Here is a 23,692-nt window from a genome sequence, read left to right on the forward strand (position 1 = left end):
CGCCGCCCGCCGGTTGACCGGGTGCGTTGCAGCCCCGCCGGCGACTCAGCGTAGCGGTCGCGATCTTCGGGCCCGTAGCCGATTCCCGCATCGGGCGGGCGGGCAGGCAAGATGGGGGCGTGACCCTCATCGATCAGCTCCCGCCGACCGCCGATCCCGACGCCCTGTACGAAGCCTTCGAGTCGTGGGCCCAGGAGCGCGGTCTCACGCTCTACCCCCACCAGGAGGAGGCGCTGATCGAGGTGGTCTCCGGCGCGAACGTGATCGTGTCGACGCCCACCGGTTCCGGCAAGAGCATGATCGCCGCGGGCGCCCATTTCGCCGCCCTGGCGCGCGACGAGGTCACCTTCTACACCGCGCCGATCAAGGCGCTGGTGTCGGAGAAGTTCTTCGAGCTGTGCAAGATCTTCGGCACGGAGAACGTCGGCATGCTCACCGGGGACGCGTCCGTGAACGCGGACGCCCCGGTCATCTGCTGCACCGCGGAGGTGCTGGCGTCGATCGCGCTGCGCGACGGCAGGAACGCCGACGTGGGACAGGTCGTGATGGACGAGTTCCACTTCTACGCGGAAGGGGACCGCGGCTGGGCCTGGCAGATTCCTCTGCTGGAGCTGCCGCAGGCGCAGTTCGTGCTGATGTCGGCGACGCTCGGCGACGTCTCCTTCTTCGAGAAGGACCTCACCCGTCGCACCGGCCGCCCCACCGCCGTGGTCCGCTCGGCGACCCGGCCCGTGCCCCTGTCCTACGAGTACCGGTACACACCGCTCACCGAGACGCTCACCGATCTGCTGGCGGCCCGCCAGGCGCCGGTGTACATCGTGCACTTCACGCAGGCGCAGGCGGTGGAGCGGGCGCAGGCGCTGATGAGCATCAACATGTGCACCCGCGAGGAGAAGGACCGGATCGCCGAGCTCATCGGCAACTTCCGCTTCACCACCAAGTTCGGCCGTAACCTGTCCCGTTACGTGCGGCACGGCATCGGTGTGCACCACGCCGGCATGCTTCCCAAGTACCGGCGGCTGGTGGAGAAGCTCGCGCAGGCGGGTCTGCTGAAGGTCATCTGCGGCACGGACACCCTCGGCGTGGGCGTCAACGTCCCCATCCGCACGGTGTTGTTCACGGCCCTGACCAAGTACGACGGCAGTCGCGTCCGGACCCTGCGAGCCCGTGAGTTCCACCAGATCGCGGGTCGCGCCGGGCGGGCCGGCTTCGACACCGAGGGCTTCGTGGTGGCCCAGGCCCCGGAGCACGTGATCGAGAACGAGAAGGCGCTGGCGAAGGCCGGTGACGATCCGAAGAAGCGGCGCAAGGTCGTACGCAAGAAGGCGCCCGAGGGCTTCGTCGCCTGGAGCGAGCAGACCTTCGACAAGCTGATCGCTTCCGAGCCGGAGCCGCTGACCTCCCGCTTCCGGGTCACCCACACGATGCTGCTGTCGGTGATCGCCCGGCCCGGCAACGCCTTCGAGGCGATGCGCCGGCTGCTGGAGGACAACCACGAGCCGCGCAGGCAGCAGCTTCGGCACATCCGGCGGGCGATCGCCATCTACCGCTCGCTGCTGGACGGCGGCATCGTCGAGAAGCTCGACCGGCCGGACGCCGAGGGCCGCATCGTCCGCCTCACCGTGGACCTTCAGCACGACTTCGCGCTGAACCAGCCGCTGTCCACGTTCGCCCTGGCCGCGTTCGAGCTGCTGGATCCCGAGTCGCCGTCGTACGCGCTGGACATGGTGTCCGTCGTGGAGTCCACTTTGGACGATCCGCGCCAGATCCTCGCCGCCCAGCAGAACAAGGCGCGCGGCGAGGCGGTCGCCGCGATGAAGGCCGACGGGGTGGAGTACGAGGAGCGCATGGAGCGCCTCCAGGACGTCACCTACCCGAAGCCGCTGGAGGAGCTGCTCTTCCAGGCGTACAACACCTACCGCAGGAGCCATCCCTGGGTGGGCGACCATCCGCTGTCGCCGAAGTCCGTGGTCCGCGACATGTACGAGCGGGCGCTGTCCTTCACGGAGCTGGTGTCCCACTACGAGCTGGCGCGCACGGAGGGCATCGTGCTGCGCTACCTCGCCGGCGCCTACAAGGCGCTGGAGCACACCGTGCCGGACGACCTGAAGTCCGAGGACCTGGAGGATCTGATCGCCTGGCTGGGTGAGATGGTGCGCCAGGTCGACTCGAGCCTGCTGGACGAGTGGGAGCAGCTGGCGAATCCGGAGGAGATGACCGCCGAGGAGGCCCAGGAGAAGGCGGACCAGGTCAAGCCGGTCACCGCCAACGCGCGGGCCTTCCGCGTCCTGGTGCGCAACGCCATGTTCCGCCGGGTCGAACTCGCCGCCCTGGACCAGGTGGAGGAGCTGGGCGAACTGGACGCCGAGTCGGGCTGGGACGCCGGCGCCTGGGGCGACGCGATGGACAAGTACTGGGACGAGTACGAGGAGCTGGGCACGGGCCCCGACGCCCGCGGTCCGAAACTGCTGCTGATCGAGGAGGAGCCGGAGCACGGACTGTGGCGGGTCCGGCAGATCTTCGACGACCCGAACGGCGACCACGACTGGGGCATCAGTGCCGAGGTCGACCTCACCGCCTCCGACGCGGAGGGACGCGCGGTCGTCCGCGTCACCGATGTCGGCCAGTTGTGACCACAGGAGGACGCCACTCATGACCAACCCGGCCGAGAGCCTCGTCGCCCTGCTCGACCTGGAGCAGATCGAGGTCGACATCTTCCGTGGCCGCAGCCCGCAGGAATCGTTGCAGCGGGTGTTCGGCGGCCAGGTGGCCGGCCAGGCGCTGGTCGCCGCCGGCCGCACCACGGAGGGCGACCGTCCCGTGCACTCGCTGCACGCGTATTTCCTGCGCCCGGGCAGGCCCGGGGTGCCGATCGTGTACCAGGTCGAACGGGTCCGGGACGGCCGGTCGTTCACCACCCGCCGGGTCACCGCGGTACAGCAGGGCCGCACGATCTTCAATCTCACCGCCTCCTTCCACAAGCCCGAGCAGGGCAGTTTCGAGCACCAGTTGCCGCCGGCCCGCAAGGTTCCGGACCCCGAGTCGCTGCCGACGGTCACCGACGAGATCCGTGAGCATCTGGGCGCGCTCCCGGAACAGTTGGAGCGGATGGCGCGCCGCCAGCCCTTCGACATCCGCTATGTGGACCGGCTGCGCTGGAATCCCGAGGACGTCGAGGGCGCCGAGCCGCGCAGCGCGGTGTGGATGCGGGCGGTCGGCCCGCTCGGCGACGATCCGCTGGTGCACACCTGCGCGCTGACCTACGCCAGTGACATGACCCTCCTGGACGCCGTGCGGATCCCGGTGGAGCCGCTGTGGGGTCCGCGCGGCTTCGACATGGCGTCACTGGACCACGCCATGTGGTTCCACCGCCCGTTCCGCGCGGACGAGTGGTTCCTGTACGACCAGGAGTCACCGATCGCCACGGGCGGGCGGGGACTGGCCCGCGGGCGGATCTACGACCTGGAGGGCCGGATGCTGGTGTCCGTCGTCCAGGAGGGGCTGTTCCGGGCGCTGTAGGTCACCTGATCCTGCGGCGCCATCGGCCGAGCAGGCCACGGGCTGTCCCGCGCGCCGGTTCGGCGGCCCGGGGCGACCGCGGGGCCGGGTGGCGGCGGCGAGGGGAAGCGCGGGGTGCCGGCCCGTGTTCCCTCGCCTCCCGGGTCAGCCGGGTCAGATCGGCCTGCAGCCAGGCGATCTCGTCGGGCTCCTGTGCCGTCATGAGGTCCTCCGTGATGTGGGCCGCCGGTGAGCCGGGGGCTCCGTGGGAGGGCGGCGGTTCGCGGAAGCCGCTCAGCAGGGACCGCTCGTAGGGGTCCTTGACGACCTCGGCCACATGGAGCGGATCGAGCAGCGAGGCCACGGCCCCGGCCCGCGCCCAGGGGTGGCCGGCCTGACGGAGCAGGTGACCCAGGTGGCGGGCGCGCCAGTTGCGGGGGCGCAGGTCGAGGCCGGCGTCGAGCAGGCTCCTGAGGTTCTCCGGCGTGCGTCCCGTCAGCAGCGGTGCGTTCTTGTCGTCGGCCGCGAACAGCCGCAGTTCTTCGGCCAGGTAGAGCCAGACCACGGCGCGGTAGCGGTTCGGATAGAACCTCACCGGCACCAGGAGGCCCAGCCGCGCCAGGCGGGTGAACCGGGCCTTGGGCACCTCCATGAGGGCCGCGCCTTCGGTGGTTCCGACGGCCTGCACGCTTCGGCGGAGGGTCTCGGGAAAGCCCGGCCCGGCGCGGAGCCGCTCGATCTCGGACCGGGCGACCCGTCGGCCACCGTCGTCGTCACGGGCCGTGCGGATCCGGCCGAGGTGCACGGCGAGGTCGAACTCGGTTCGTTTGAGACAGAGTTCACGCGCGGCGCGCCCCGTCGTGACCCAGGCGCGACGGTCTTCCGTGGGCCGCTCGGCGGTGAGGTCGGCGGTTGCGTCGCGCGTGAGGATGTGGTGTCCGGGCATGCTGGTCTCCCCCGTGGAGTGTGGGCGGTGGCGCCGGGTGCGCCGCTCGGAAAAACCGTAGCCGCTCCGTCACACTGCGTGGCGAGCCTGTGGACAACGTCGAGGGGCAGGGACAAAAGCGCAGGTCAAAGATCTGCGCCGGGGTCCGGCCGGCGGGTGTCCACGTCCAGGTGCTCGCCGACCCGGTTGACCAGCAGTGTCATCTCGTAGGCGATCTGGCCGATGTCGGCCTCGGCGCCGCTCAGCACGCAGAGGCAGCTGCCGGTGCCGGCCGCGGTGACGAAGAGCACCGCGTCATCGAACTCGATCATGGTCTGGCGCACCCCGCCCGCGCCGAAGTGCCGCCCGGACCCCTTGGCCAGGCTGTGCAGGCCGGACGACACGGCGGCCAGATGCTCCGCGTCCTCTCGGCGCAGCCCCGTGCTCGCGCCCGTCACCAGCCCGTCGTTGGACAGGACGAGCGCGTGCCGCACGTGTTCGACGCGTTGGGTCAGGTCGTCCAGCAGCCAGTCGAGTCCCTGGTTCTGCCCCATGTCGTGGATCTCCCCCTGCTCTTTCCCCGTGGTCTGCCCCGTGTGCGTCCCCTCCTGGCGGGAGGGTCCCCGCGCCAGCCTTCCCCACGACCGGGCGGCGGGCAAGGAGGATGGAGGCCATGGGACACAAGATGACCGAGGAAGAGTGGCGGGAGTTCGTCTCGTCCGGCTCCCGCACGGCCAAGCTCGCCACCGTCCGGGCCGACGGCGGCCCGCATGTGGCGCCGATCTGGTTCCTGCTCGACGGGGACGACGTGGTCTTCAACACCGGGGCGCGGACCGTGAAGGGGCGCAACCTGGCCCGTGACGGACGGGTCGCCCTGTGCGTGGACGACGACCGGCCGCCGTTCGCCTTCGTGGTGCTGCAGGGCCGTGCGCGGCTCTCGGAGGACCCCGAGGAGCTCCGGTACTGGGCCACCCGGATCGGGGCGCGGTACATGGGCGAGGACCGTGCCGAGGAGTTCGGGGCGCGCAATGCCGTGCCGGGCGAACTCCTCGTCCGCGTCACGATCGAGAAGGCCGTGGCGGAGGCGGGCGTCGCGGACTGACACCCCGCCCGCGGGGTGCCGGCTCGCGCGTCATCCCACCGAGTCGAGCAGCCGGGCGGTGTGCATCCGCCCGGCGTACTCGACGAGCCGGATCAGCACTTCCTTCCCCGAGTCGCGCTCACGCGCGTCGCACAGCACGACGGGCGTTCCGGCGTCGAGGTCGAGAGCGCGGCAGACGTTCTGCGTGTCGTGGCGCCGGGCTCCCGCGAAGCAGTTGACGGCGACCACGAACGGGATGTGCCGGTGCTCGAAGTAGTCCACAGCGGGGAAGCAGTCCTCCAGTCGCCGGGTGTCCGCGAGGACCACCGCGCCCAGAGCGCCCTGTGCCAGTTCGTCCCACAGGAACCAGAAGCGGTCCTGGCCCGGTGTTCCGAACAGGTACAGGGACAGCCCGGAGCGGATGGTGATGCGGCCGAAGTCCATGGCGACGGTCGTCGTGACCTTCTGGTCCACCCCGTCGGTGTCGTCCACCGACTGGCCGGCTTCGCTCAGCAGTTCCTCGGTGCGCAGCGGACGGATCTCGCTGACCGCTCCCACCAGGGTGGTCTTCCCCACGCCGAATCCGCCGGCGACCAGTATCTTCAGCGCCAGCGCGGACGTCTCGCCGCCGGGTGCGTCGGAGTGTTCAGGGACCATCGCTCACTTCTCTCTGGAGTGCCGGCCGCGGTCGGCAGGGGCAGGATGTGCCGCACGGGTCCGGGAGCGACCCGCGCGCGGCACGGGTGCGGTGTCGCCTACAGCGCCCGCAGTCCCGCGATCACCTCGCGGAGGATGCGCTCGTCGGGCAGGCGTGCGGGGGGTACGGGTCGGCTGACGGTGACCCAGCCGCGTTCCAGCAGGTCCCCGAGGAGGACCCGGACCACACCGACGGGCAGGTCGGTCCCGGCGGCGAGTTCGGCGACCGACTGTGTCTCCGGACGGCACAGTTCGATCAGCGCGCGATGCTCCGGTCCGAGGGCCGCGTCGTGCGCCTCGGGTGCGGCCGGGGCCAGGGTCACGAGGGCGATCAGGTCGAGACGCACCCCGCCGGGGCCGGACCTGGTGCGTCCTCCGGTCATCGCGTACGGCCGGACCAGGGGCCCTGCCTCGTGGTCGTACCACTGGCTGCCCCGCTCGCGCGGGACGCCCGTCGTGTCCTCGGTCATCTGCTCGGACCGCTTCCTCGTCTCATCCGGCGGCCGGTGGCCGCGCGCCGACGCGCGGCGCGGTGCGCAGGTGCTCGCCGACGCGCTTGACCAGCCGTGCCATCTCGTAGGCCACCAGGCCGATGTCCGCGGTCACCGCGGTCAGCAGGGCGAGGCAGGAGCCGTCTCCGGCGGCGGCCACGAACAGGAAGCCGTCGTCCATCTCGACCATCGTCTGGCGTACCCCGCCGGCCCCGAAGTGCCGGCCCGCGCCCTTGGCGAGGCTGTGGAACCCGGAGGCGACCGCCGCCAGGTGCTCGGCGTCCTCGCGTCCGAGGCCCTCGGAGGCGCCCACGGCGAGTCCGTCGTTGGACAGCACCACGGCGTGCCGCAGGCCGGCGACACGGAGCACCATGTCGTCGAGCAGCCAGTCGAGTTCACCGGATCGCCGGCCGGCCCTGGTGCGCGGTTGCTGGATCATGCGGGGTCTCCTTCGGTGCTGTGGCCGGCCGGGCCGGGAACGGCGCCGGGGAGTCTGCCGCCCCCGCGCACCCAGCCGTCGCGATAGGCGGCCATGCGGTCCCGTACGAGTTCGGGGGTGCGGTCGTCCATGCCGTCGTGCCGCACGGACTCGGGCGCTCCGTCCTGGCGGCCCTCGCGCAGTTGCGGAGCGAGGCTGGCCTGGCGCACCCGGCGTGGGAGGTCGTCGGAGCCGGCCGTTTCGATCTCCGGGCGGTGCAGTCGCAAAGGGGCGGCTCCCGGGCGCCGGTCCGCGGGGGTGTTCCCCGGGGGGCGGGTGCTGCCGTCGGCCGCGCCACTGCGCCCCTTTGCCCCGGCCGGGGTGACGTCCGCCGCACCGATGCCCGTGCCCGCCCCGGCGGAGCTGCCGGGGTCCGCCGCGCCGGTGCCTGCCCTCGCCGGGGTGACGTCCGCCGGGGCCGTGGCCGGAGCGACCAGGGCCCGGCGGTCGTCGGGGGCGGGGACGGCCTCGTGGGGCGGGAAGGCGCCGGGCGCGCGTGCGGAGGCGTGTTCCCGGAGGGGCTCCCGCCGGGCCGTGACGCCGGCTGAGCGGTCCGCCGGGCCGGTGTCGTCGAGCAGCGCGGTGGGCAGCAGGACGACCGCGGTGGTGCCGCCGTACGGGGAGGTCCGCAGGTGCACCTTGATGGCGTGCCGCGCGGCGAGCCTGCTCACCACGAAGAGGCCGAGACGGTCGCTGTCGAACAGGTCGAGCGCCTCGGACTCGGTGATGCGCCGGTTCGCCTCGGCGAGGGTCTCCTTGCCCATGCCCAGACCCCGGTCCTCGACCTCCACGGCGTAGCCGTTCCCGACGGGTTCGCCGGTGACGCGGACGCGTGTGTGGGGCGGCGAGAACTGGGCCGCGTTCTCGATGATCTCGGCGAGGAGGTGGGTGAGGTCGGCGACCGCCGTGCCCACGACGGACGCCTCGGAGAGCTGCCGCACCTCCACGCGCGCGTAGTCCTCGACCTCGGAGACGGCGGCGCGCACGACGTCGGTCAGCGGGACGGGCATGCGCCAGGCGCGGCCGGGTGCCGCTCCGGACAGGATGATCAGGCTCTCCGCGTGGCGCCGCATCCGTGTGGTGAGGTGGTCGAGGCGGAAGAGGTCGCTCAGCTCCCCGGGGTCGTCGGAGCGGCGTTCCATGCTGTCCAGCAGGCTGAGTTGCCGGTGGACGAGGATCTGGCTGCGGCGGGCCAGGTTGACGAAGACGCCGGAGATCCCGCCGGCCAGTTCGGCGCGCTCCACGGCGGCGCGCAGTGCGGCGCGGTGCACCGTGCCGAGCGCCTCGGCGACCTGACCGGTCTCGTCCTGCGTCCGGGGCCCGGGCGGCGCCTGAGCCTCGACGTCGATCTCTCCGCCCGCGCGCAGCTTCCTCATGGCCTCGGGGAGTTTGCGGTGGGCGATCTCCAGGGCGTTGTCGCGCAGGCCGATCAGTTCGACGACGAGACCCCGGCCGATGCGCACCGAGATGACGAGCGAGGCGGCGACGGCGGCGAGGCCGAGGAGTACCGCGGCGCCGGCCGGGCCGAACAGCCCTCGGGTGACCGGGTCGGCCCGAAGGGCGACGCGGGTCGCCGCTTCGGCGCCGAGGGTCCGCATTCCGTCCCGTACGCGGGCGTGCGCCGCGTTCCACGAGTCCTGCGGGGCCGCTTGGACGGCGCGGGTGCCGGGGCCGGCGGCGAGCACGTCGTCCTCGGCGGTGTGCAGGCTCGCGTACTCGGGGCTGTCGGCGAGGGTGTTCCACGCGGCGCGTGCGGGGTCGCGCAGGTCGGGGACGGCGGAACCGGTGAGCGTGCGGCGCAGTTCGACGGCTCCGGTGAACAGGCGCAGCCGCTCGCCGCCGAGACCGCCGCCGTCGAGCCGGGCACTGGTCAGGAGCGCGTCCTCCTGGGCCAGTGCCTCCGCCGCGCGGGCGAACTCGAGCAGCACGCGCGCGTCGGCGCCGAGTTCGGCGTCCTGAATGCCGGTGAGGGCGCCGCCGACGCCGAAGCCCGCGGCAATGGTGCCGGTGTACTGGCCGTACGTGTCCTCCCAGTCGACGCTGCCCGCGCGGACCGCCGTCCGCAGCGGGCGCAGACGTTCGGCCGCGGCGAGGAAGGCGTCCAGCCGGTCCGCCACCGCGCGGGGCAGTTCCTCGCCGTCGGCGACGGTGCCGTGCTCGCCGAGCCGCAGTGCCGCGACGGCCCGGTCGGTGCCGCGGGCGAGTCGCGTCAGCTCGTCGGACGGCACCGCCGACGCGTCGGTCGCGCGGCGTACCGCGGCGGCGCGTTCCGCCTGCAGGGCGGTGACGGCGGCGGAGACCGGGGCACGGACCGCGGCGTCCACGCGCTGGGCCTGGCGCAGTCGGGAGATGTCCTGGGCGGTGGTCACGGTGGCGTACGCCCACAGGGCGAGCAGGGAGACGACCGGCACCATGAGCAGGCAGATGATCTTGGCGCGTACGGTGCGGGGTCCGTTGAGCCCTCGTGGCGTACGCCCGGCCGCCGGTGCCGGACCGTCCGGGAGGCCGGGGCCTTCGTCGGCCGGTGGTCCTGCGTGGGCGCGCCGGCCGCGGGCGGGAGGCGGGGACGGTGCCCCGGTGGGGGCTGTCGGGGTCCTCCGGGAAGTGCGCATGGACTCCTCGCTCGGGAGGGTTGCATGGGGCGGGCCGGCCGGACACCGGCACCGCGGGGGCCGGGTCAATGGGCGGTGTGCTCGACCGGCCGCCGGGCCGAGGCCGGGGCCTCGTGCTCCCGGGCCGAGGGCGACAGCGCCACGAAGGCCGAGGTGATGAAGAGGTAGGACCCGAGTCCGACGGCGAGCGGGAAGATGAACTGCATCGCCGTGGCCCCGTCCAGTGGTGCGCCGGACGGCGTGACGCGCACGCTCACCGCGAACATCCCCGTGTAGTGCATGCTGCTGACCGCCGCGCCCATGATCAGCGAGGCCACGGTGACCGCGAGGGGCGAGTGGATGTTGAGTGCCGCCCACAGGGCCGCGGTGGCCGCGACGACGGCGATGAGGACGGACATGCCGACGAGCACCGGGTCGTAGCCGACCTCGCCGTGCAGCCGCACCGCCGCCATGCCCAGGTAGTGCATGCTCGCGACGCCGAGACCGGTGGTGAGCCCGCCGAGCAGCAATGCCCGGACACGGTCACGGCTGCGGCCGACGGCGAACACGCCGGCACAGACGACGGCCATGGCGACGAGCAGGCTGGCCAGGGTGAGCGGTGCGTCGTAGCGGATGCCGGTGCCGCTGACGCCGAAGCCGAGCATGGCCACGAAGTGCATGGTCCAGATGCCGGTGCCGATCGCGGAGGCGGCGGTGAGCAGCCAGTTGCGGCGTGCGCGGCCGGTGGTGGCGAGCGCGCGGACGGTGCAGCGCAGTCCGAGGGCCGCGCCCGTGCAGGCCATCGCGTACGACAGCAGGGGGGTGAGCCATCCCAGGGTGGCGTGGTCCAGGTGTCCCATGGCCCCGGGACGCTAGGGGGCGCGAGCGCGCGAAGGGGGCGCCTTTCGAAAGCGGTTGGAATCTGACGCAGCGGTGCACCGGAACGACCGCGTCACGCTCGAACGTGCGCACTGCGGTGTCGCTCGTCCCGGTGAGGGATCATGCGGAGCATGAGCGACGACCACACACACGTCCAGGAGTTCTTCACCGCGCGGGCCGCGGACTGGGACCGCCGCTTCCCCGACGACGGTCCCGCCTACGCTGCGGCGGTCGCCGAGCTCGGTCTGCGGGAGGGCGGCCGGGTGCTCGACGCGGGTTGCGGCACCGGGCGGGCCCTGCCCCCGCTGCGCGCGGCCGTGGGCCCTTCGGGGGTGGTGCTCGGCGCGGATCTGACCCCGGCCATGCTGCGGGAGGCGGCACGGGCCGGACGGGACCGCGACGGGGCGCTGCTGCTCACCGACGTCGCCGCGCTGCCGCTGCGGTCCTCGTCGCTGGACGCGGTGTTCGCGGCGGGACTGATCGCGCACCTGCCGGACCCGGCCGGGAACCTCCGGGAGATCGCGCGGGTGGTGCGGCCCGGCGGTGTGCTGGCGCTGTTCCACCCGATCGGCCGGGCGGCGCTCGCCGCACGTCAGGGCCGCACGATCACACCGGACGACCTCCGCGCGGAGCCGAACCTCCGCACGCTGCTGGCCGGTTCGGGCTGGCGCATGACGTCGTACGCCGACGAGGACGACCGCTTCCTGACGCTGGCCGTGCGACCGGACTGAGTACCGGACCGGACGCCGGGGTCAGTCCGGGTGCCGCACCGGACACCCTCTCAGGCCCGGTACGGGGGTGGTGCCCAGGTCGGCGAGCCGGTAGCCGTACGGGTAGCTCTTGATCTCCCAGTTCTGCCGGGCGAAGTGCGGGGCCCGGCGGGGCGGCAGCAGCCGGACGGCGCGCCCCCGCAGCCGGACCGCGCGGCGCACCCACGCGCGCGTGGCCGCGCTCGGCGGGGTGTAACGGAAGGCACGCAGCAGGGGCTCGTCGAGCAGGGCGAGCGTGGCGGTGCGCAGCGCCGGTGCGAGCGGGCGCGGATACCAGGAGGCCATGAGGTCGAGGGTGGCGTCCGAGACCCGTCGCGCGCCCTCGTCCCAGCCGAAGTGGGCCTCCTCGTAGGCGTCCAGACAGCTCGCGAACTCCTCGTAGGACCCGGGGATGTCCTTGATGCCCATGTGCCTGCCGAGAGTCCGGTAATGGACGGTGCTGGCGACGATCTCGTGCTGCGACAGCCTGCGCCATCCGTAGGCGTCGATCCACCGCCGGGGCATCACCACGAACGTGCACAGCACGTAGCGCATGTCGTCGTCGGGGATGTCGTACGCGTGGTGCATCCGGTTGATGCGGCGGAGCGCCGTCCGGCCCTGCGGACTGCCGAACCCGTGCTCGACGACGGCGTCGAGGAGCAGCGAGGTGTCGTCGTAGCGCTTCTGGGACCGGTCGGTGAGCTCCGCCGTCTCGGCGAGCAGCCGGCCGATCCGGGGTACGGCGTAGGTGCGGTAGAGGGCCAGTTCCAGGGACCGGGTGAAGTCCCAGGGGAACTCGTAGGCGGAGCTGAGCCGGTAGATCTCCGTGGCCTGCCGGTACGGGTCCATCCGTCGGATGCGTTCCAGCCGTTCGTAGCGCCGCACCGTGCCGCCCCCTTCTTTCGCCGACGCCGCAACTCTACGTTGAGCAGCAGGAGATGCACGGTCGGTGAGGGCGATTTCGCGCAGAGGGAAGGTGGGCCGCATGTGGCGGACGGTTCGTGGCGTGGGGAGCAGGATGTTCGGCGGCCCGCGCGCGGAGGGACGGTCAGGACGGGAGGAGCGTCCGCACAACCTGTTCGAAGCCGCCGCGGCCTACGTCTCGGCCTGCGCGGAGGACGACCAGGACCGGATGGACGAGGCGGCCGGCTGGGTGTCGCCGGAAGCGCTGTCGTTCGGGGTGAACGAGCTGGCGTGCCGTGCGGTCGTCGCGCTCGCGCGGGAACGGGACGAGTCCCCGGGGACGGTCGCGCGGGCGCTGCTGGGGCTGCCCGCTGCCTGACCCGCGGTCCGAGCGCGGCCGATTCGCCCCGTCCGGGTGGAAACCTGCAGCTCCGGGCCTGGCTGCGGGGCCGTGACAAGGGGGTCGGGGTCGGCATAAGGTGCGCGCCGATGGACGAACCGATGGGGAGGCTGGGATGGCCGGGACGGACGAGGAAGCCGTCGCCGCCGCGGACGACGCGCTCTATGTGCTGACGGCGGCGCTGCTGACGCCGGCGAAGTTCCCGAGCGTGCTGGGCGACGACTATCCGGAGGCGTGCGCCGCGCTCGGCCTTCCGCCCGTCGCCGACGGGTACGGGCTGGTGCTCGGCCAGGACGGCGAGGGCGCCCGGTGGACCGTCGTCGTCGACGACGTCTCGCTGGTCGCCGTCGCGATCGCGTCCTGGGACTGCGGCATGGAGCACGATCTGTCGCCGGACGAACGCACGGTCGTCACCGCGCTGCCCGGCTGGCCGCTGGCGGTCGCCGTCGCGGCGCCCAACGTGCCCGCGCCGCACGACCCCGGCCCCGATGTCGCGGACGGGCCCACGCTGACGCCACCGGACGCAGAGGTGTGGGGGCCGGCCCAACGTCGACTGGGGGCCGACGAGATCGCGCTCCAGTGGGCCATCTGGCGGGAGCAGGTCGACGACGCGGCGTTCCCGGTGCCCGGCGGTCCGGCGGAGGAGGCGGACGGCCCCGAGGACGGCGCGAAGGACGCGCCGGACGACCGCGCGAACGGGGACGGCGGCGGGGAGGCTCCCCAGGGCGGACACAGCGGGATCCGGCGGGTCCTGGCGGAGGCGCGCGCCTATGTCGACTCACCGCCGCCGCTCGGCCGGGTGCGCTCGTCCTTCGCGCCGGGCGGCGCCCGTACGCTGCGCGCCGACGGACCCGGCTGGTCGCTGGTGGCCCGGACGGACGACATCGCGTTCGTCCTGCTCGACGACGAACCCGGCGAAGTGCTTCCGGTGGGCCGGGGGCCGGAGCTGCCCGGCCTGCTCGAGGCACTCGACCAGATGGCGGTACGACCCCTCTGAGCAGGCGCGGCCTTCGGCGGTGGCGCGAGTGAAGGGCATTAGCGTGTGCTGCGGCCCCACGTGTGGGCGTCGTTCCGTATGGCGCCAACCCATCGATGACGGCGAGGTCGGGCCCTCACCATGGGGCAGTTCCTTGATCAGCCCTTGCCCTCTTCCGTAGCCCGTCCTTCCGGAGGCCGTCATGCGCCCGTCCCGTGGCGTTCCGCTGCTCGCCGCCGTCCTTGTCGCCGCCGCCCTCTCCGCTCCGGCTCCGGCCGGTGCGGCCGGGGACGGCCACTGCGCACGCCAGGAGCGGGTGCGGGTGCCCGGCGCGGCCCACCAGCGCAGTGCCTGTCTGACCGACCTGACGACCACGGGGCTGGCCGGCACCCCGTACACCGACATGGCCGACCAGGCCGGACTGACCGCCGCGGCCACCCGGTCGCCGTCCGGCGTGCCCGGGGTGCAGGTGGACGGCTACTTCCCGGACACCTCCCGCTTCAACAACACCCATGGCTGGGCGCACGACGCGCAGTTCGTGCTCCGGCTGCCCGACCGCTGGAACGGCGGGCTGGTCGTCACCGGCGCGCCCGGCAACCGCAAGCAGTACGCGACCGACAAGGCGATCTCCGACCAGGTGCTGGCACGGGGCTACGCCTATGCGGCGACGGACAAGGGCAACAGCGGGGTGGACTTCTACCGCGACGGGAAGCGGCCCGGTGACGCCGTCGCCGAGTGGAACGCGCGGACCACGCAGCTCGCCCGGGCCGCCCGGCGCGCGGTGGCCCAGCGCTATGGGCACGCCCCGCGCCGCACGTACATCACCGGGGTCTCCAACGGCGGCTACCTCACGCGCTGGCAGTTGGAGAACCACCCGGAGCTGTACGACGGCGGGGTGGACTGGGAGGGCACCCTGTGGGCCGACAAGGGACGCCATCCGTTGCTCTCCCTGCCCGTGGCGGTGGCCAGGATGTACGGCGCGGCAACCGACGAGGACATGTACGCGGCCGGTTTCGCACGCGGGTCGGAGTTCTTGTGGCCGTACCACGAGAAGGCCTACTGGGGAGTCACCCAGAAGATCTACCGCGCGGAGTTCGACCCGGACTACGACCCGGGCTGCCCCGGCCCCTCCGCGGGGTCGACGGCGGAGCAGATCCTGGCGCCGTGCCCGTCCGACGCCGCCTACGACTACGCCTCCCGTCCCGCGTCCGTGCACCGTGCCGTCAACCGGGTGGCACTCACCGGGCGGATCGGCAGGCCCATGATCACCCTGCACGGCGACCTGGACGCGCTGCTGCCCAAGGCAGTCGACTCGGATGTGTACGACGACATGGTCGAGGCGAGCGGGCGCGCGCATCTGCACCACTACTACACGGTGCAGGACGGCACGCACGTCGACGGCCTGTACGACTCCCATCCCGAACGGCTGCGCCCGATCCTGCCCTGTTACCGCTCGGCGTTCGACGCCCTGGTCGCGTGGGTGGAGCGCGGCGTCAGGCCGCCCGCGGACCGGACGATCGACAGGCCCGCGAGCGGTGACGTGGTCAACTCCTGCGCGCTCGGCGCCGAGGACCGGTGACGCGCCGGCGCCGCCTCAGCGGCCCAGTTCCTTGCGCGAGACGCGGCGCAACCTGCGCCGCTGCGCGGGGTCGAGGGCGAGGTACGCGGCGGCCGGGACTCCCAGGACTATCAGAAGGGCGGCCCACCAGGGCAGCCAGATGAGCAGGATGAGTCCGACCGCCACACCCCCCGCAGCGATCTTGGCGTTCTTCGACATGAGTGTCGCCTCCTTCGCGGCCACTGCCGCTCTCTGTCATGAAAACGGGCCCGCGCCTTCGGCGGTTCCGGACCGCGACCCTGAGACCTCCCTGAGGTGCGCCCCCTAAGGTCCCGAGGTGCCCGCCGGGAGCCCTCTCGACGAGAGGGCTCCCCGCTCACCCCTTCATGGTGACCCGGCTCACAGCACAGGCATACCCGGTCGCCACTGTTCAAGCTGTACCCTCGGCCGCTCCGGCTTCACTAGTCAAGTTTGAGGACTTCTGTCATCGCTGTGCTGACGACTCCCCCGGCCTCCGCCTCCGCGCCCTCCGAGCCGCCCCTCTGCCCCGCCGTGTTCGTACCCGGCGAACCAGCCCGCGCCGGACGCCTCGCCTTCTGGCGGCCCGACGGTTCGGCTCCTCCGTCCATGGCCGGCGCGTCGGCCGGGCAGCTGACCGTCGTCGTGCCCGGCGGCCACGGCGTGGAGGCGGTACGCGTCCCCGCCGCGCTGCTGCCGGTCGAGGCGGCGCTTCCGGTGCTCACGCGTGCCCGTGCCGTGGGCGAAGGGCACCGGGCCACCGTGTTCTGGGGCGCCGCGGCCCTGCACGCCCTGAACCTGGTGGCGCGCGGGCTGCTGCTGCCCGGCCTGTCCCCCGCCGATCACGACGCCTGGCGCGTCGGCCCGCTGGACGCGGAGGACATCGAGGCGATCCGCCGGCTCGCCGCAGCGATGCCGCCCGAGGCGCACGCCGTGCCGCTGGACGCTTCGGGCGTGCCTCGTCTGGCCGAGCCCGGACAACTGCTGCGCGCGTTCTTCGACGCGGTCGCCGACACCCTCCCCCGCTCCCCGGCCGCCCGCCTCGTGACCGGCACCGCGGCCTTCGCGGTGCCGGAGCCGCAGCGGCTGCCCGAGCTGCGGACCTGGGCCGCCGACATCGCGGCGGGGCACGACGCGGGCGTACGGCTGTCGCTGCGGATCGAGGTGCGCGGGATGACGGACGCGGCGGACGACGTGTCCGACGGCGCGGACGTGTCGTTCCGGGCCGTTCTGCAGATGCACGGTGTGAACGATCCGGCCCTGGTCGCGGACGCCGCCGCGGTGTGGGCGGGCTCCTCGGACGCCGCCTTCGGCCCGCGCGCGCCGATGGACGCCCTGCTCGCGCTGCGCCGCGCGGCGCGGGCCTGGGCACCGCTCACGCCTCTGCTGTCGGCGACCGTGCCGGACGCGGTCGACCTCGCGGAGGAGGAGATCACCGACCTCCTCGGCGAGGGCGGCCGGGCGCTGGCGGCCGCGGGGGTCGACGTGCACTGGCCCAAGGGGCTGGTCCGCGGACTCACCACCCGCGCGGAGGTGGGTCCCGGCGACGACGGAACGGGGCACGGACGGGCCGGCCTCGGCGAAGGCCCGTCGTTCCTGTCCGCCGACGCACTGCTCGCCTTCGACTGGTGGTTCGCCCTGGGCGACCGCCGCCTCACGCGCGAGGAGCTGGACCGGCTGGCCGAGCAGAACCGGCCTCTGGTGCGGCTGCGCGACCAGTGGGTCCTGGTCGATCCCCGGGAGCTGGCCCGCGCCCGCGCGCGTCAGGACCACAAGATCACGCCGGTCGACGCGCTCGGCGCGGCGCTGACGGGCTCCGTGGAGATCGACGGCGGCCGGATCGAGGTACGGCCCACCGGGTGGCTGGCGGCGCTGCGGGACCGGCTCGCGGCCCCCGAGACCCAGGAACCCGTGGAACAGCCCGCCGCCCTCGACGCCACCCTGCGGGACTACCAGCGGCGCGGACTGAACTGGCTGGCCCGCATGACCTCGCTGGGCCTGGGCTGCTGTCTCGCCGACGACATGGGCCTGGGCAAGACCATCACCCTGATCGCGCTGCATCTGCACCGCCAGGCGGACGCCGCGTCGGCGGGACCCACCCTCGTGGTCTGCCCGACCTCGCTGATGGGCAACTGGCAGCGGGAGATCGAGCGGTTCGCGCCCGGCACTCCGGTGCGCCGCTTCCACGGTGCGCGGCGGGCTCTGGACGGCCTCGCCGACGGCGAGGTGGTGCTCACCACCTACGGCACCATGCGGCTGGACGCCGCGCGGCTGGCCGATGTGGCGTGGGGCATGGTCGTCGCCGACGAGGCCCAGCACGTGAAGAACCCCTACTCGTCGACGGCCCGCCGGCTGCGTTCCATCGGGGCACGCGCGCGCGTGGCACTCACCGGCACGCCGGTGGAGAACAACCTGTCCGAACTGTGGGCGATCCTCGACTGGACGACCCCTGGTCTGCTGGGCCGGCTGGGTACCTTCCGCACGCGGTACGCGGACGCCGTCGAGGGCGGCCGGGATCCCGCCGCCGCGGACCGGCTGGCCCGGCTGGTACGGCCGTTCCTGCTGCGCCGCCGCAAGTCGGACCCGGGGATCGCGCCGGAGCTGCCGCCCAAGACGGAGACGGATCACGCCGTGTCGCTCACCCAGGAGCAGACAGCGCTGTACGAGGCCGTGGTGCGCGAGGCGCTGGCCGAGATCTCCGGCGCCGGCAGCATGGCGCGGCGGGGGATGATCGTGAAGCTGCTGACCGGCCTGAAGCAGATCTGCAACCACCCGGCGCAGTTCCTCAAGGAGGAGCGGCCGGTGGTCGCCGGACGGTCCGGGAAGCTGGAGCTGCTGGACGAACTCCTCGACACGGTCCTCACCGAACGGGCCGGTGTCCTTGTGTTCACGCAGTACGTGCGGATGGCGCGGCTGCTGGAACGGCATCTGGCCGCGCGGGGCGTGGCGACGCAGTTCCTGCACGGCGGCACACCGGTCGCCGAGCGCGAGGCGATGGTGCGCCGGTTCCAGGACGGCGAGGTCCCGGTGTTCCTGCTGTCGCTGAAGGCGGCGGGCACCGGGCTGAATCTCACCCGCGCGGAGCATGTCGTGCACTACGACCGCTGGTGGAACCCCGCCGTCGAGGCCCAGGCAACGGACCGTGCGTACCGCATAGGCCAGACCCGGCCCGTGCAGGTGCACCGGATCATCGCCGAGGGGACGATCGAGGACCGTATCGCCGAACTGCTGCTGCGCAAACGGGAGCTGGCCGACGCGGTGCTCGGCTCCGGTGAGGCGGCGCTCACCGAACTGACGGATGCCGAGCTGGCCGATCTGGTCGAACTGCGAGGGGGACTGGCATGAACGCGTACGACGGTGACGACGCCGGAACGGAGCGGACCTTCGCCGCGCTGCCGCCCGCGCGGGGCCGGGGTTTCGCGCAGACCTGGTGGGGCCAGGCCTGGCTGACGGCGCTCGAGGGCACGGCGCTGGACACCGGGCAGCTCAAGGCGGGCCGCAGGCTCGCCCGCGCGGGAGCAGTCGGCGCGGTGACGGTACGGCCCGGTCGCATCACGGCGGTCGTGCAGGACCGGGACCGCACGGCGCACCGCGCGGACGTCCTGCTGCAGGAGCTGTCCGGGGAACAGTGGGACCGGTTCCTCGCGATGACCGTCGAGCGGGCCGGTCATGTCGCGGCGCTGCTCGACCGCGAGATGCCCACCCACCTCGTCGAGGACGCGGAGCTGGCCGGTGTCGAACTGCTGCCGGGGCTGGGTGATCTGGAGCCGGAGTGCGCCTGCGGCGCCTGGGACCACTGCGGTCACACGACGGCGTTGTGCTACCAGCTGGCCCGGCTGCTGGACCAGGACCCGTTCGTCCTGCTGCTGATGCGGGGACGGGGTGAGCGCGCCCTGCTGGACGCGCTCCGGAGGCGCGGCGAGGCGTCGGCGGGACGGCCGCCCGCGCGGAGCGCGGAGGGCGTGGACGCGGCCGAGGCGTACGCGGCCGGGGACATCCTTCCGTCGCTTCCCGGCACTCCCGCCCTCCCCGCGGAGCCGGGCGTTCCGCCCTCCCTTGACACGGAGACCGCGCCGGCGGCCGGTGTCGACACGCGCGCGCTGGAGTTCCTGGCCTCGCGTACCGCCGCGCGCGCCCACCGCATGCTGGCGGAGGCGCTCCGGGGAGGGCAGGAAGGGCCGGCCGTCGAGGAGCCCTCGGTGGCGCGGGACGCGGTGCGGCTGGCCGTGGGTGAGCCCGGCCGCGCGGTGGCCGACCGGCTCGCCGAGGGGTCGGGACGCGGCCGGGAAGGGCTGGCCCTGGCCGTACGGGCCTGGCGGCACGGCGGATCTGCGGCACTGGCCGTGCTCGACGAGGAGTGGACGGTACGGGGCGAGAACCTCGCCCGCGCGCGTGCGGCCCTGGAAACGGCCTGGGACGCGGACGAACGACCGGCACTGCGGTCCCGGGCCAACCGCTGGACGGTCGTCGACGCGCCCGTGCAGGTTCGGCTGAGCCGCGACGGCCGCTGGTGGCCGTACCGCAAGGAACGCGGCCGCTGGGTCCCGGCGGGCGGCCCCGCCCAGGACCCGGCGACCGCGCTGGCCTCGGCGGAGCGTGCCTCGCAGGAGTGAGCGCCCGCCGTCCGGCGTCAGGACTGCTGGAGCTCGACCTCCCCCAGTGACGGAAGAAGCGATTCGAGGCCGCTGGGAAGGCTGGTGGGCAGTCCGCTCGGCAGCTCGGTGGGGAAGCCCGAGGGCAGCTCGGTGGGGAAGTCGGAAGGCAGCTCGGTCGGGAAGCCGGAGGGCAGCAGCCCGCTGGGGATGCCGGAAGGCAGCTCGGTGGGGAAACCCCCGGTCTCCGTTCCGGTTTCGGCGGGCTCACCGTCCGGCGGGTCGTCGTCCCCCGAGGCCATGAACACGATGAGGGCGACGGCCACCACGGCCACGACCACGGCGAGCACCACCAGCAGCAGTCTGCGGCCGGCGGGGCCCCGGACCGGACCGCCACCGTGGTCTCCGGGCGGGGGCGACGCGCTCCCGTAGGAGGGCGGTCCGAAGCCGCCGCCCGGGGGCGGCGTGTCGTCCGGCGGGCCGGGCGGCTGCTGAGGCGGTACGGGTGGCGTGGCCATGGGCACCATCGTCGCCTCGGAGACGGCACCCGCGCGAGGTCGACGCGCGGAAGTCGGCGGGCGGTCAGGGCACGCGCGCACCGGCCGACGCGCACTGCGCGCGGGGGCACACGGCGTACAGAGCGGGCGTGCGAGGACTCGGGCAGACACGCCGGGAGCGTCCGGGCGGGCGGGAGCGTCCGGGGGGCGGGAGCGTCCGGGCGGGAGCGTCCGGACCCACTCTCCGTAGCCGTGCGCCCGCACGTTCGCCGTGCACGGGCGTATGTCGGCACGTTCGCCATGCACGAGCGTGCGCCGTACGTTCGCCGTGCGCGACGCGTACACCGGCACGTTCGCCTGCACGAGACGTGCACCCGCAGGACCCGCGCCGCCCTCGGCACTCGCGCCCTTCACCCCGGTCTCGGTCGCCCGCTTCCCCGTGCGGACGAAGTGGCAGCCCCGCCCGCACACGAGGCCATCGCCTCGCGCACACGCACGGGGCGCGACCGCCTCCCGACACCGTCGGAACGGCCGCGCCCCGCGCGGTGAGGGGTGTCAGCCCCGGGCGCCCAGCAGGTGGTCCATCGCCAGCTGGTCGAGGCGCTCGAAGGCCATGCCCCGCGCGGCGGCGGCGTCGGGGTCGAAGTCCTCGAAGGCGGACCGGTCGTCGAGCAGAGCCTGGAGGCCGTCGGCCGCCGTGGGCTGGGCCAGCTGGTCCAGCCGGGCCGCGCGCAGCGCCTCCTGCACCTCCGGGTCCGCGCGGAAGGCCGCCGCGCGCTCCTTGAGGATCAGGTAGTTGCGCATGCAGCCGGCCGCCGAGGCCCATACGCCGTCGAAGTCCTCGGTCCGCGGCGGCTTGAAGTCGAAGTGCCGCGGGCCCTCGTACCCGGCCGACTCCAGCAGGTCCACCAGCCAGAACGCCGCGCGCAGGTCGCCGGCGCCGAAGCGGAGGTCCTGGTCGTACTTGATGCCGGACTGGCCGTTGAGGTCGATGTGGAACAGCTTGCCCGCCCACAGCGCCTGGGCGATGCCGTGCGGGAAGTTGAGCCCGGCCATCTGCTCGTGCCCGACCTCCGGGTTGACGCCGTACAGCTCCGGGCGCTCCAGGCGCTCGATGAACGCCAGGGCGTGGCCGATGGTGGGCAGCAGGATGTCGCCGCGCGGCTCGTTCGGCTTGGGCTCGATGGCGAAGCGGATGTCGTAGCCCTGCGCGGTGACGTACTCGCCGAGCAGGTCGAAGGCCTCCTTCATCCGGTCCAGGGCCACGCGGACGTCCTTGGCGGCGCCGGACTCGGCGCCCTCACGGCCGCCCCAGGCGACGTAGGTCTGTGCGCCGAGCTCGGCCGCGAGGTCGATGTTGCGCATGGTCTTGCGCAGCGCGTAGCGGCGCACGTCGCGGTCGTTGGCGGTGAAGCCGCCGTCCTTGAACACCGGGTGGGTGAACAGGTTGGTGGTGGCCATCGGCACCTTCATGCCGGTGTCGTCCAGCGCCTGCCGGAACCGCTTGATGTGCTCCTCGCGCTCGCTGTCGCTCGAGCCGAAGGGGATGAGGTCGTCGTCGTGGAAGGTCACGCCGTGGGCGCCCAGCTCGGCGAGGCGCCGAACGGACTCGACCGGGTCGAGGGCGCGCCGCGTGGCGTCACCGAAGGGGTCCCGTCCCTGCCAGCCGACGGTCCACAGTCCGAACGTGAACTTGTCCTCGGGGGTGGGCTGGTAGTTCATGCCGCGGCTCCTCGCTCGCTGAGACTATTTCGTCATGGCGGTTTACAAATTAGTATGCAGGAACATTTCTGGGAAGAGACACACCCCGCCGGGTGCGGAAGAGGGAGAGACCGATGTCAGCAGCCGAGGGTCCGCTCGTCGTCGGCGTGGACACATCCACCCAGTCCACCAAGGCACTGGTGGTCGACGTGGCGACCGGCAGGGTCGTCGCGAGCGGCCAGGCCCCGCACACGGTGACCTCGGGCGCCGGGCGCGAGAGCGACCCGCGCCAGTGGTGGGACGCCCTGACCGAGGCCCTGCGCCAGTGCGGCGAGGCGGCGCACGAGGCCGCCGCGGTGTCGATCGGCGGACAGCAGCACGGCCTGGTCACGCTGGACGGAGACGGTGTGCCGGTCCGTCCGGCGCTGCTGTGGAACGACGTGCGTTCCGCGCCGCAGAGCCGTCGGCTGATCGAGGAGCTGGGCGGCGCGAAGTTCTGGGCCGAACGCACCGGAAGCGTGCCCGCCGCCTCCTTCACGGTGACCAAGTGGGCCTGGCTTGCGGAGCACGAGCCGGACGCGGTGCGGGCCACCCGGGCCGTGCGGCTGCCCCACGACTACCTCACCGAGCGGCTCACCGGCGAAGGCACCACCGACCGCGGCGACGCATCGGGCACCGGATGGTGGGCCTCCGGGACGGAGGCGTACGACGAGGAGATCCTGGCGCACGTGGGCCTCGACCCGGCGCTGCTGCCCCGCGTGGTGCGGCCCGGTGAGGTGGCCGGAACCGTGCGCGACAGCCACGACCTGCCGTTCTCCAAGGGCACCCTGGTGGCCTGCGGCACCGGTGACAACGCCGCCGCCGCTCTGGGCCTCGGGGTGCGTCCCGGCACGCCGGTGATGAGCCTCGGCACGTCGGGCACCGTGTACGCCGTGTCGCGGCACCGGCCGGCCGATCCGACCGGCACGGTCGCGGGCTTCGCCGACGCCCGCGGCGACTGGCTGCCGCTGGCCTGCACCCTCAACTGCACGCTCGCCGTGGACCGGGTCGCGACCCTGCTGGGTCTGGACCGCGAGGCCGTCGAACCCGGACGCGGTGTCACACTGCTGCCGTTCCTGGACGGCGAGCGCACCCCGAACCTCCCCCACTCCTCCGGCCTGCTGCACGGGCTGCGCCACGACACCACCGGCGGTCAACTCCTTCAGGCCGCCTACGACGGCGCCGTGTGCTCCCTGCTCGCCGCCCTCGACCTCGTCCTCGACGGGGACGCCGACGCGTCGGAGCCCCTGCTCCTGATCGGCGGCGGCGCCCGGGGCACGGCCTGGCAGCAGACCGTACGGCGGCTGTCGGGGCGGCCCGTGCAGGTGCCCGAGGCCAAGGAACTCGTCGCGCTCGGTGCCGCGGCGCAGGCGGCCGGGCTCCTCACCGGGGAGGACCCGGCGGCGGTCGCCCGGCGCTGGAACACGGCGGCGGGCCCGGTGCTGGACGCGGTGGAACGCGACGAAGAGACCCTCTCCCGGCTGGCCGGGGTACTCTCCGACGCGGCCCCGCTGCTGGAACGCGGCACGGACACCGACTGACGGCGGCAGGCCGGCACGGTACCGCCGGTCCGTGCCGGCCCGTGTGCACGCCCGCGCCGGGCCGTCCCGCCCGCGCGCA

21 protein-coding genes are annotated in these 23,692 nt (G+C 73.4%); 10 read left to right on the forward strand and 11 right to left on the reverse strand.

Annotated elements, in window-relative coordinates; all coding sequences use genetic code 11:
- The first annotated feature begins 89 nt into the window (after positions 1-89).
- Positions 90-2,633, forward strand: a complete 2,544-nt coding sequence (locus ACZ44S_RS15210; protein ID WP_466929179.1) for a DEAD/DEAH box helicase — start codon at positions 90-92, stop codon at positions 2,631-2,633.
- Between the two features lie 19 nt (positions 2,634-2,652).
- Positions 2,653-3,519: an acyl-CoA thioesterase gene (locus ACZ44S_RS15215; protein ID WP_466928761.1), complete on the forward strand. Its 867-nt coding sequence runs from the start codon at positions 2,653-2,655 to the stop codon at positions 3,517-3,519.
- 1 nt (position 3,520) lies between these two features.
- Here the strand turns inward: ACZ44S_RS15215 and ACZ44S_RS15220 are convergent, their stop codons facing one another.
- Entirely contained in the window at positions 3,521-4,444 is a 924-nt protein-coding gene (locus tag ACZ44S_RS15220; protein ID WP_466928763.1) for a DUF6397 family protein, read from the reverse strand.
- Between the two features lie 125 nt (positions 4,445-4,569).
- Positions 4,570-4,977, reverse strand: coding sequence for a roadblock/LC7 domain-containing protein (locus tag ACZ44S_RS15225; RefSeq protein WP_466928766.1), 408 nt, complete (start codon positions 4,975-4,977; stop codon positions 4,570-4,572).
- Between the two features lie 119 nt (positions 4,978-5,096).
- Between ACZ44S_RS15225 and ACZ44S_RS15230 the strand changes: the two genes are divergently transcribed.
- Positions 5,097-5,525, forward strand: coding sequence for a PPOX class F420-dependent oxidoreductase (locus ACZ44S_RS15230; RefSeq protein WP_466928768.1), 429 nt, complete (start codon positions 5,097-5,099; stop codon positions 5,523-5,525).
- A gap of 30 nt (positions 5,526-5,555) precedes the next feature.
- On the opposite strand, the gene ACZ44S_RS15235 is transcribed toward ACZ44S_RS15230, so the two are convergent.
- The 5 genes from ACZ44S_RS15235 to ACZ44S_RS15255 all read right to left on the reverse strand — a co-directional run bounded on the left by ACZ44S_RS15235 (position 5,556) and on the right by ACZ44S_RS15255 (position 10,620).
- On the reverse strand, positions 5,556-6,161 hold the full coding sequence (locus ACZ44S_RS15235) for a GTP-binding protein (RefSeq protein ID WP_466928771.1): 606 nt from the start codon (positions 6,159-6,161) through the stop codon (positions 5,556-5,558).
- 98 nt (positions 6,162-6,259) lie between these two features.
- Positions 6,260-6,670: a DUF742 domain-containing protein gene (locus tag ACZ44S_RS15240; RefSeq protein WP_466928773.1), complete on the reverse strand. Its 411-nt coding sequence runs from the start codon at positions 6,668-6,670 to the stop codon at positions 6,260-6,262.
- Between the two features lie 22 nt (positions 6,671-6,692).
- Positions 6,693-7,130, reverse strand: a complete 438-nt coding sequence (locus ACZ44S_RS15245; RefSeq protein WP_190163572.1) for a roadblock/LC7 domain-containing protein — start codon at positions 7,128-7,130, stop codon at positions 6,693-6,695.
- Entirely contained in the window at positions 7,127-9,781 is a 2,655-nt protein-coding gene (locus ACZ44S_RS15250) for a sensor histidine kinase (protein WP_466928776.1), read from the reverse strand. Before ACZ44S_RS15250 ends, ACZ44S_RS15245 begins: the two co-directional genes overlap by 4 nt.
- 65 nt (positions 9,782-9,846) lie before the next feature.
- On the reverse strand, positions 9,847-10,620 hold the full coding sequence (locus ACZ44S_RS15255) for an MHYT domain-containing protein (RefSeq protein ID WP_466928779.1): 774 nt from the start codon (positions 10,618-10,620) through the stop codon (positions 9,847-9,849).
- 150 nt (positions 10,621-10,770) lie between these two features.
- On the opposite strand from ACZ44S_RS15255, the gene ACZ44S_RS15260 reads away from it, so the two are divergent.
- Complete coding sequence (locus ACZ44S_RS15260; RefSeq protein ID WP_466928782.1) at positions 10,771-11,370, forward strand: class I SAM-dependent methyltransferase; 600 nt, start codon at positions 10,771-10,773, stop codon at positions 11,368-11,370.
- 21 nt (positions 11,371-11,391) lie between these two features.
- Here ACZ44S_RS15260 and ACZ44S_RS15265 read toward each other — a convergent pair whose 3' ends face one another.
- Complete coding sequence (locus ACZ44S_RS15265; RefSeq protein ID WP_466928785.1) at positions 11,392-12,273, reverse strand: oxygenase MpaB family protein; 882 nt, start codon at positions 12,271-12,273, stop codon at positions 11,392-11,394.
- 100 nt (positions 12,274-12,373) lie between these two features.
- On the opposite strand from ACZ44S_RS15265, the gene ACZ44S_RS15270 reads away from it, so the two are divergent.
- The 3 genes from ACZ44S_RS15270 (at position 12,374) to ACZ44S_RS15280 (ending at position 15,246) form a co-directional block, all read left to right on the forward strand.
- A complete protein-coding gene (locus ACZ44S_RS15270; protein WP_466928787.1) occupies positions 12,374-12,670 on the forward strand; it encodes a hypothetical protein in 297 nt (98 codons plus the stop codon).
- A gap of 136 nt (positions 12,671-12,806) precedes the next feature.
- The gene (locus ACZ44S_RS15275; protein WP_466928790.1) at positions 12,807-13,688 is read left to right on the forward strand and encodes a hypothetical protein; all 882 of its coding nucleotides are present in this window, start codon (positions 12,807-12,809) and stop codon (positions 13,686-13,688) included.
- A gap of 181 nt (positions 13,689-13,869) precedes the next feature.
- Complete coding sequence (locus tag ACZ44S_RS15280) at positions 13,870-15,246, forward strand: tannase/feruloyl esterase family alpha/beta hydrolase (RefSeq protein ID WP_466928792.1); 1,377 nt, start codon at positions 13,870-13,872, stop codon at positions 15,244-15,246.
- Between the two features lie 15 nt (positions 15,247-15,261).
- Here the strand turns inward: ACZ44S_RS15280 and ACZ44S_RS15285 are convergent, their stop codons facing one another.
- Positions 15,262-15,444 carry a hypothetical protein gene (locus ACZ44S_RS15285; protein ID WP_390820548.1) on the reverse strand — a complete coding sequence of 61 codons (183 nt, stop codon included), beginning with the start codon at positions 15,442-15,444 and terminating at the stop codon, positions 15,262-15,264.
- Between the two features lie 273 nt (positions 15,445-15,717).
- Here ACZ44S_RS15285 and ACZ44S_RS15290 point away from each other — a divergent pair, with 273 nt between their 5' ends.
- Positions 15,718-18,588: a DEAD/DEAH box helicase gene (locus tag ACZ44S_RS15290; protein ID WP_466928794.1), complete on the forward strand. Its 2,871-nt coding sequence runs from the start codon at positions 15,718-15,720 to the stop codon at positions 18,586-18,588.
- Positions 18,585-19,856: an SWF or SNF family helicase gene (locus tag ACZ44S_RS15295; protein WP_466928797.1), complete on the forward strand. Its 1,272-nt coding sequence runs from the start codon at positions 18,585-18,587 to the stop codon at positions 19,854-19,856. Before ACZ44S_RS15290 ends, ACZ44S_RS15295 begins: the two co-directional genes overlap by 4 nt.
- A gap of 17 nt (positions 19,857-19,873) precedes the next feature.
- Here ACZ44S_RS15295 and ACZ44S_RS15300 read toward each other — a convergent pair whose 3' ends face one another.
- Positions 19,874-20,353, reverse strand: coding sequence for a hypothetical protein (locus tag ACZ44S_RS15300; protein WP_466928799.1), 480 nt, complete (start codon positions 20,351-20,353; stop codon positions 19,874-19,876).
- Positions 20,354-20,887: 534 nt separating this feature from the next.
- The gene (gene xylA, locus ACZ44S_RS15305; RefSeq protein WP_190163583.1) at positions 20,888-22,054 is read right to left on the reverse strand and encodes a xylose isomerase; all 1,167 of its coding nucleotides are present in this window, start codon (positions 22,052-22,054) and stop codon (positions 20,888-20,890) included.
- A gap of 113 nt (positions 22,055-22,167) precedes the next feature.
- Between xylA and xylB the strand changes: the two genes are divergently transcribed.
- Positions 22,168-23,613 (forward strand): xylulokinase, encoded by a 1,446-nt coding sequence (gene xylB, locus ACZ44S_RS15310; protein ID WP_466928801.1) that lies wholly within the window; start codon positions 22,168-22,170, stop codon positions 23,611-23,613.
- Positions 23,614-23,692: the final 79 nt, after the last annotated feature.

This window comes from Streptomyces malachitofuscus (assembly GCF_055571035.1).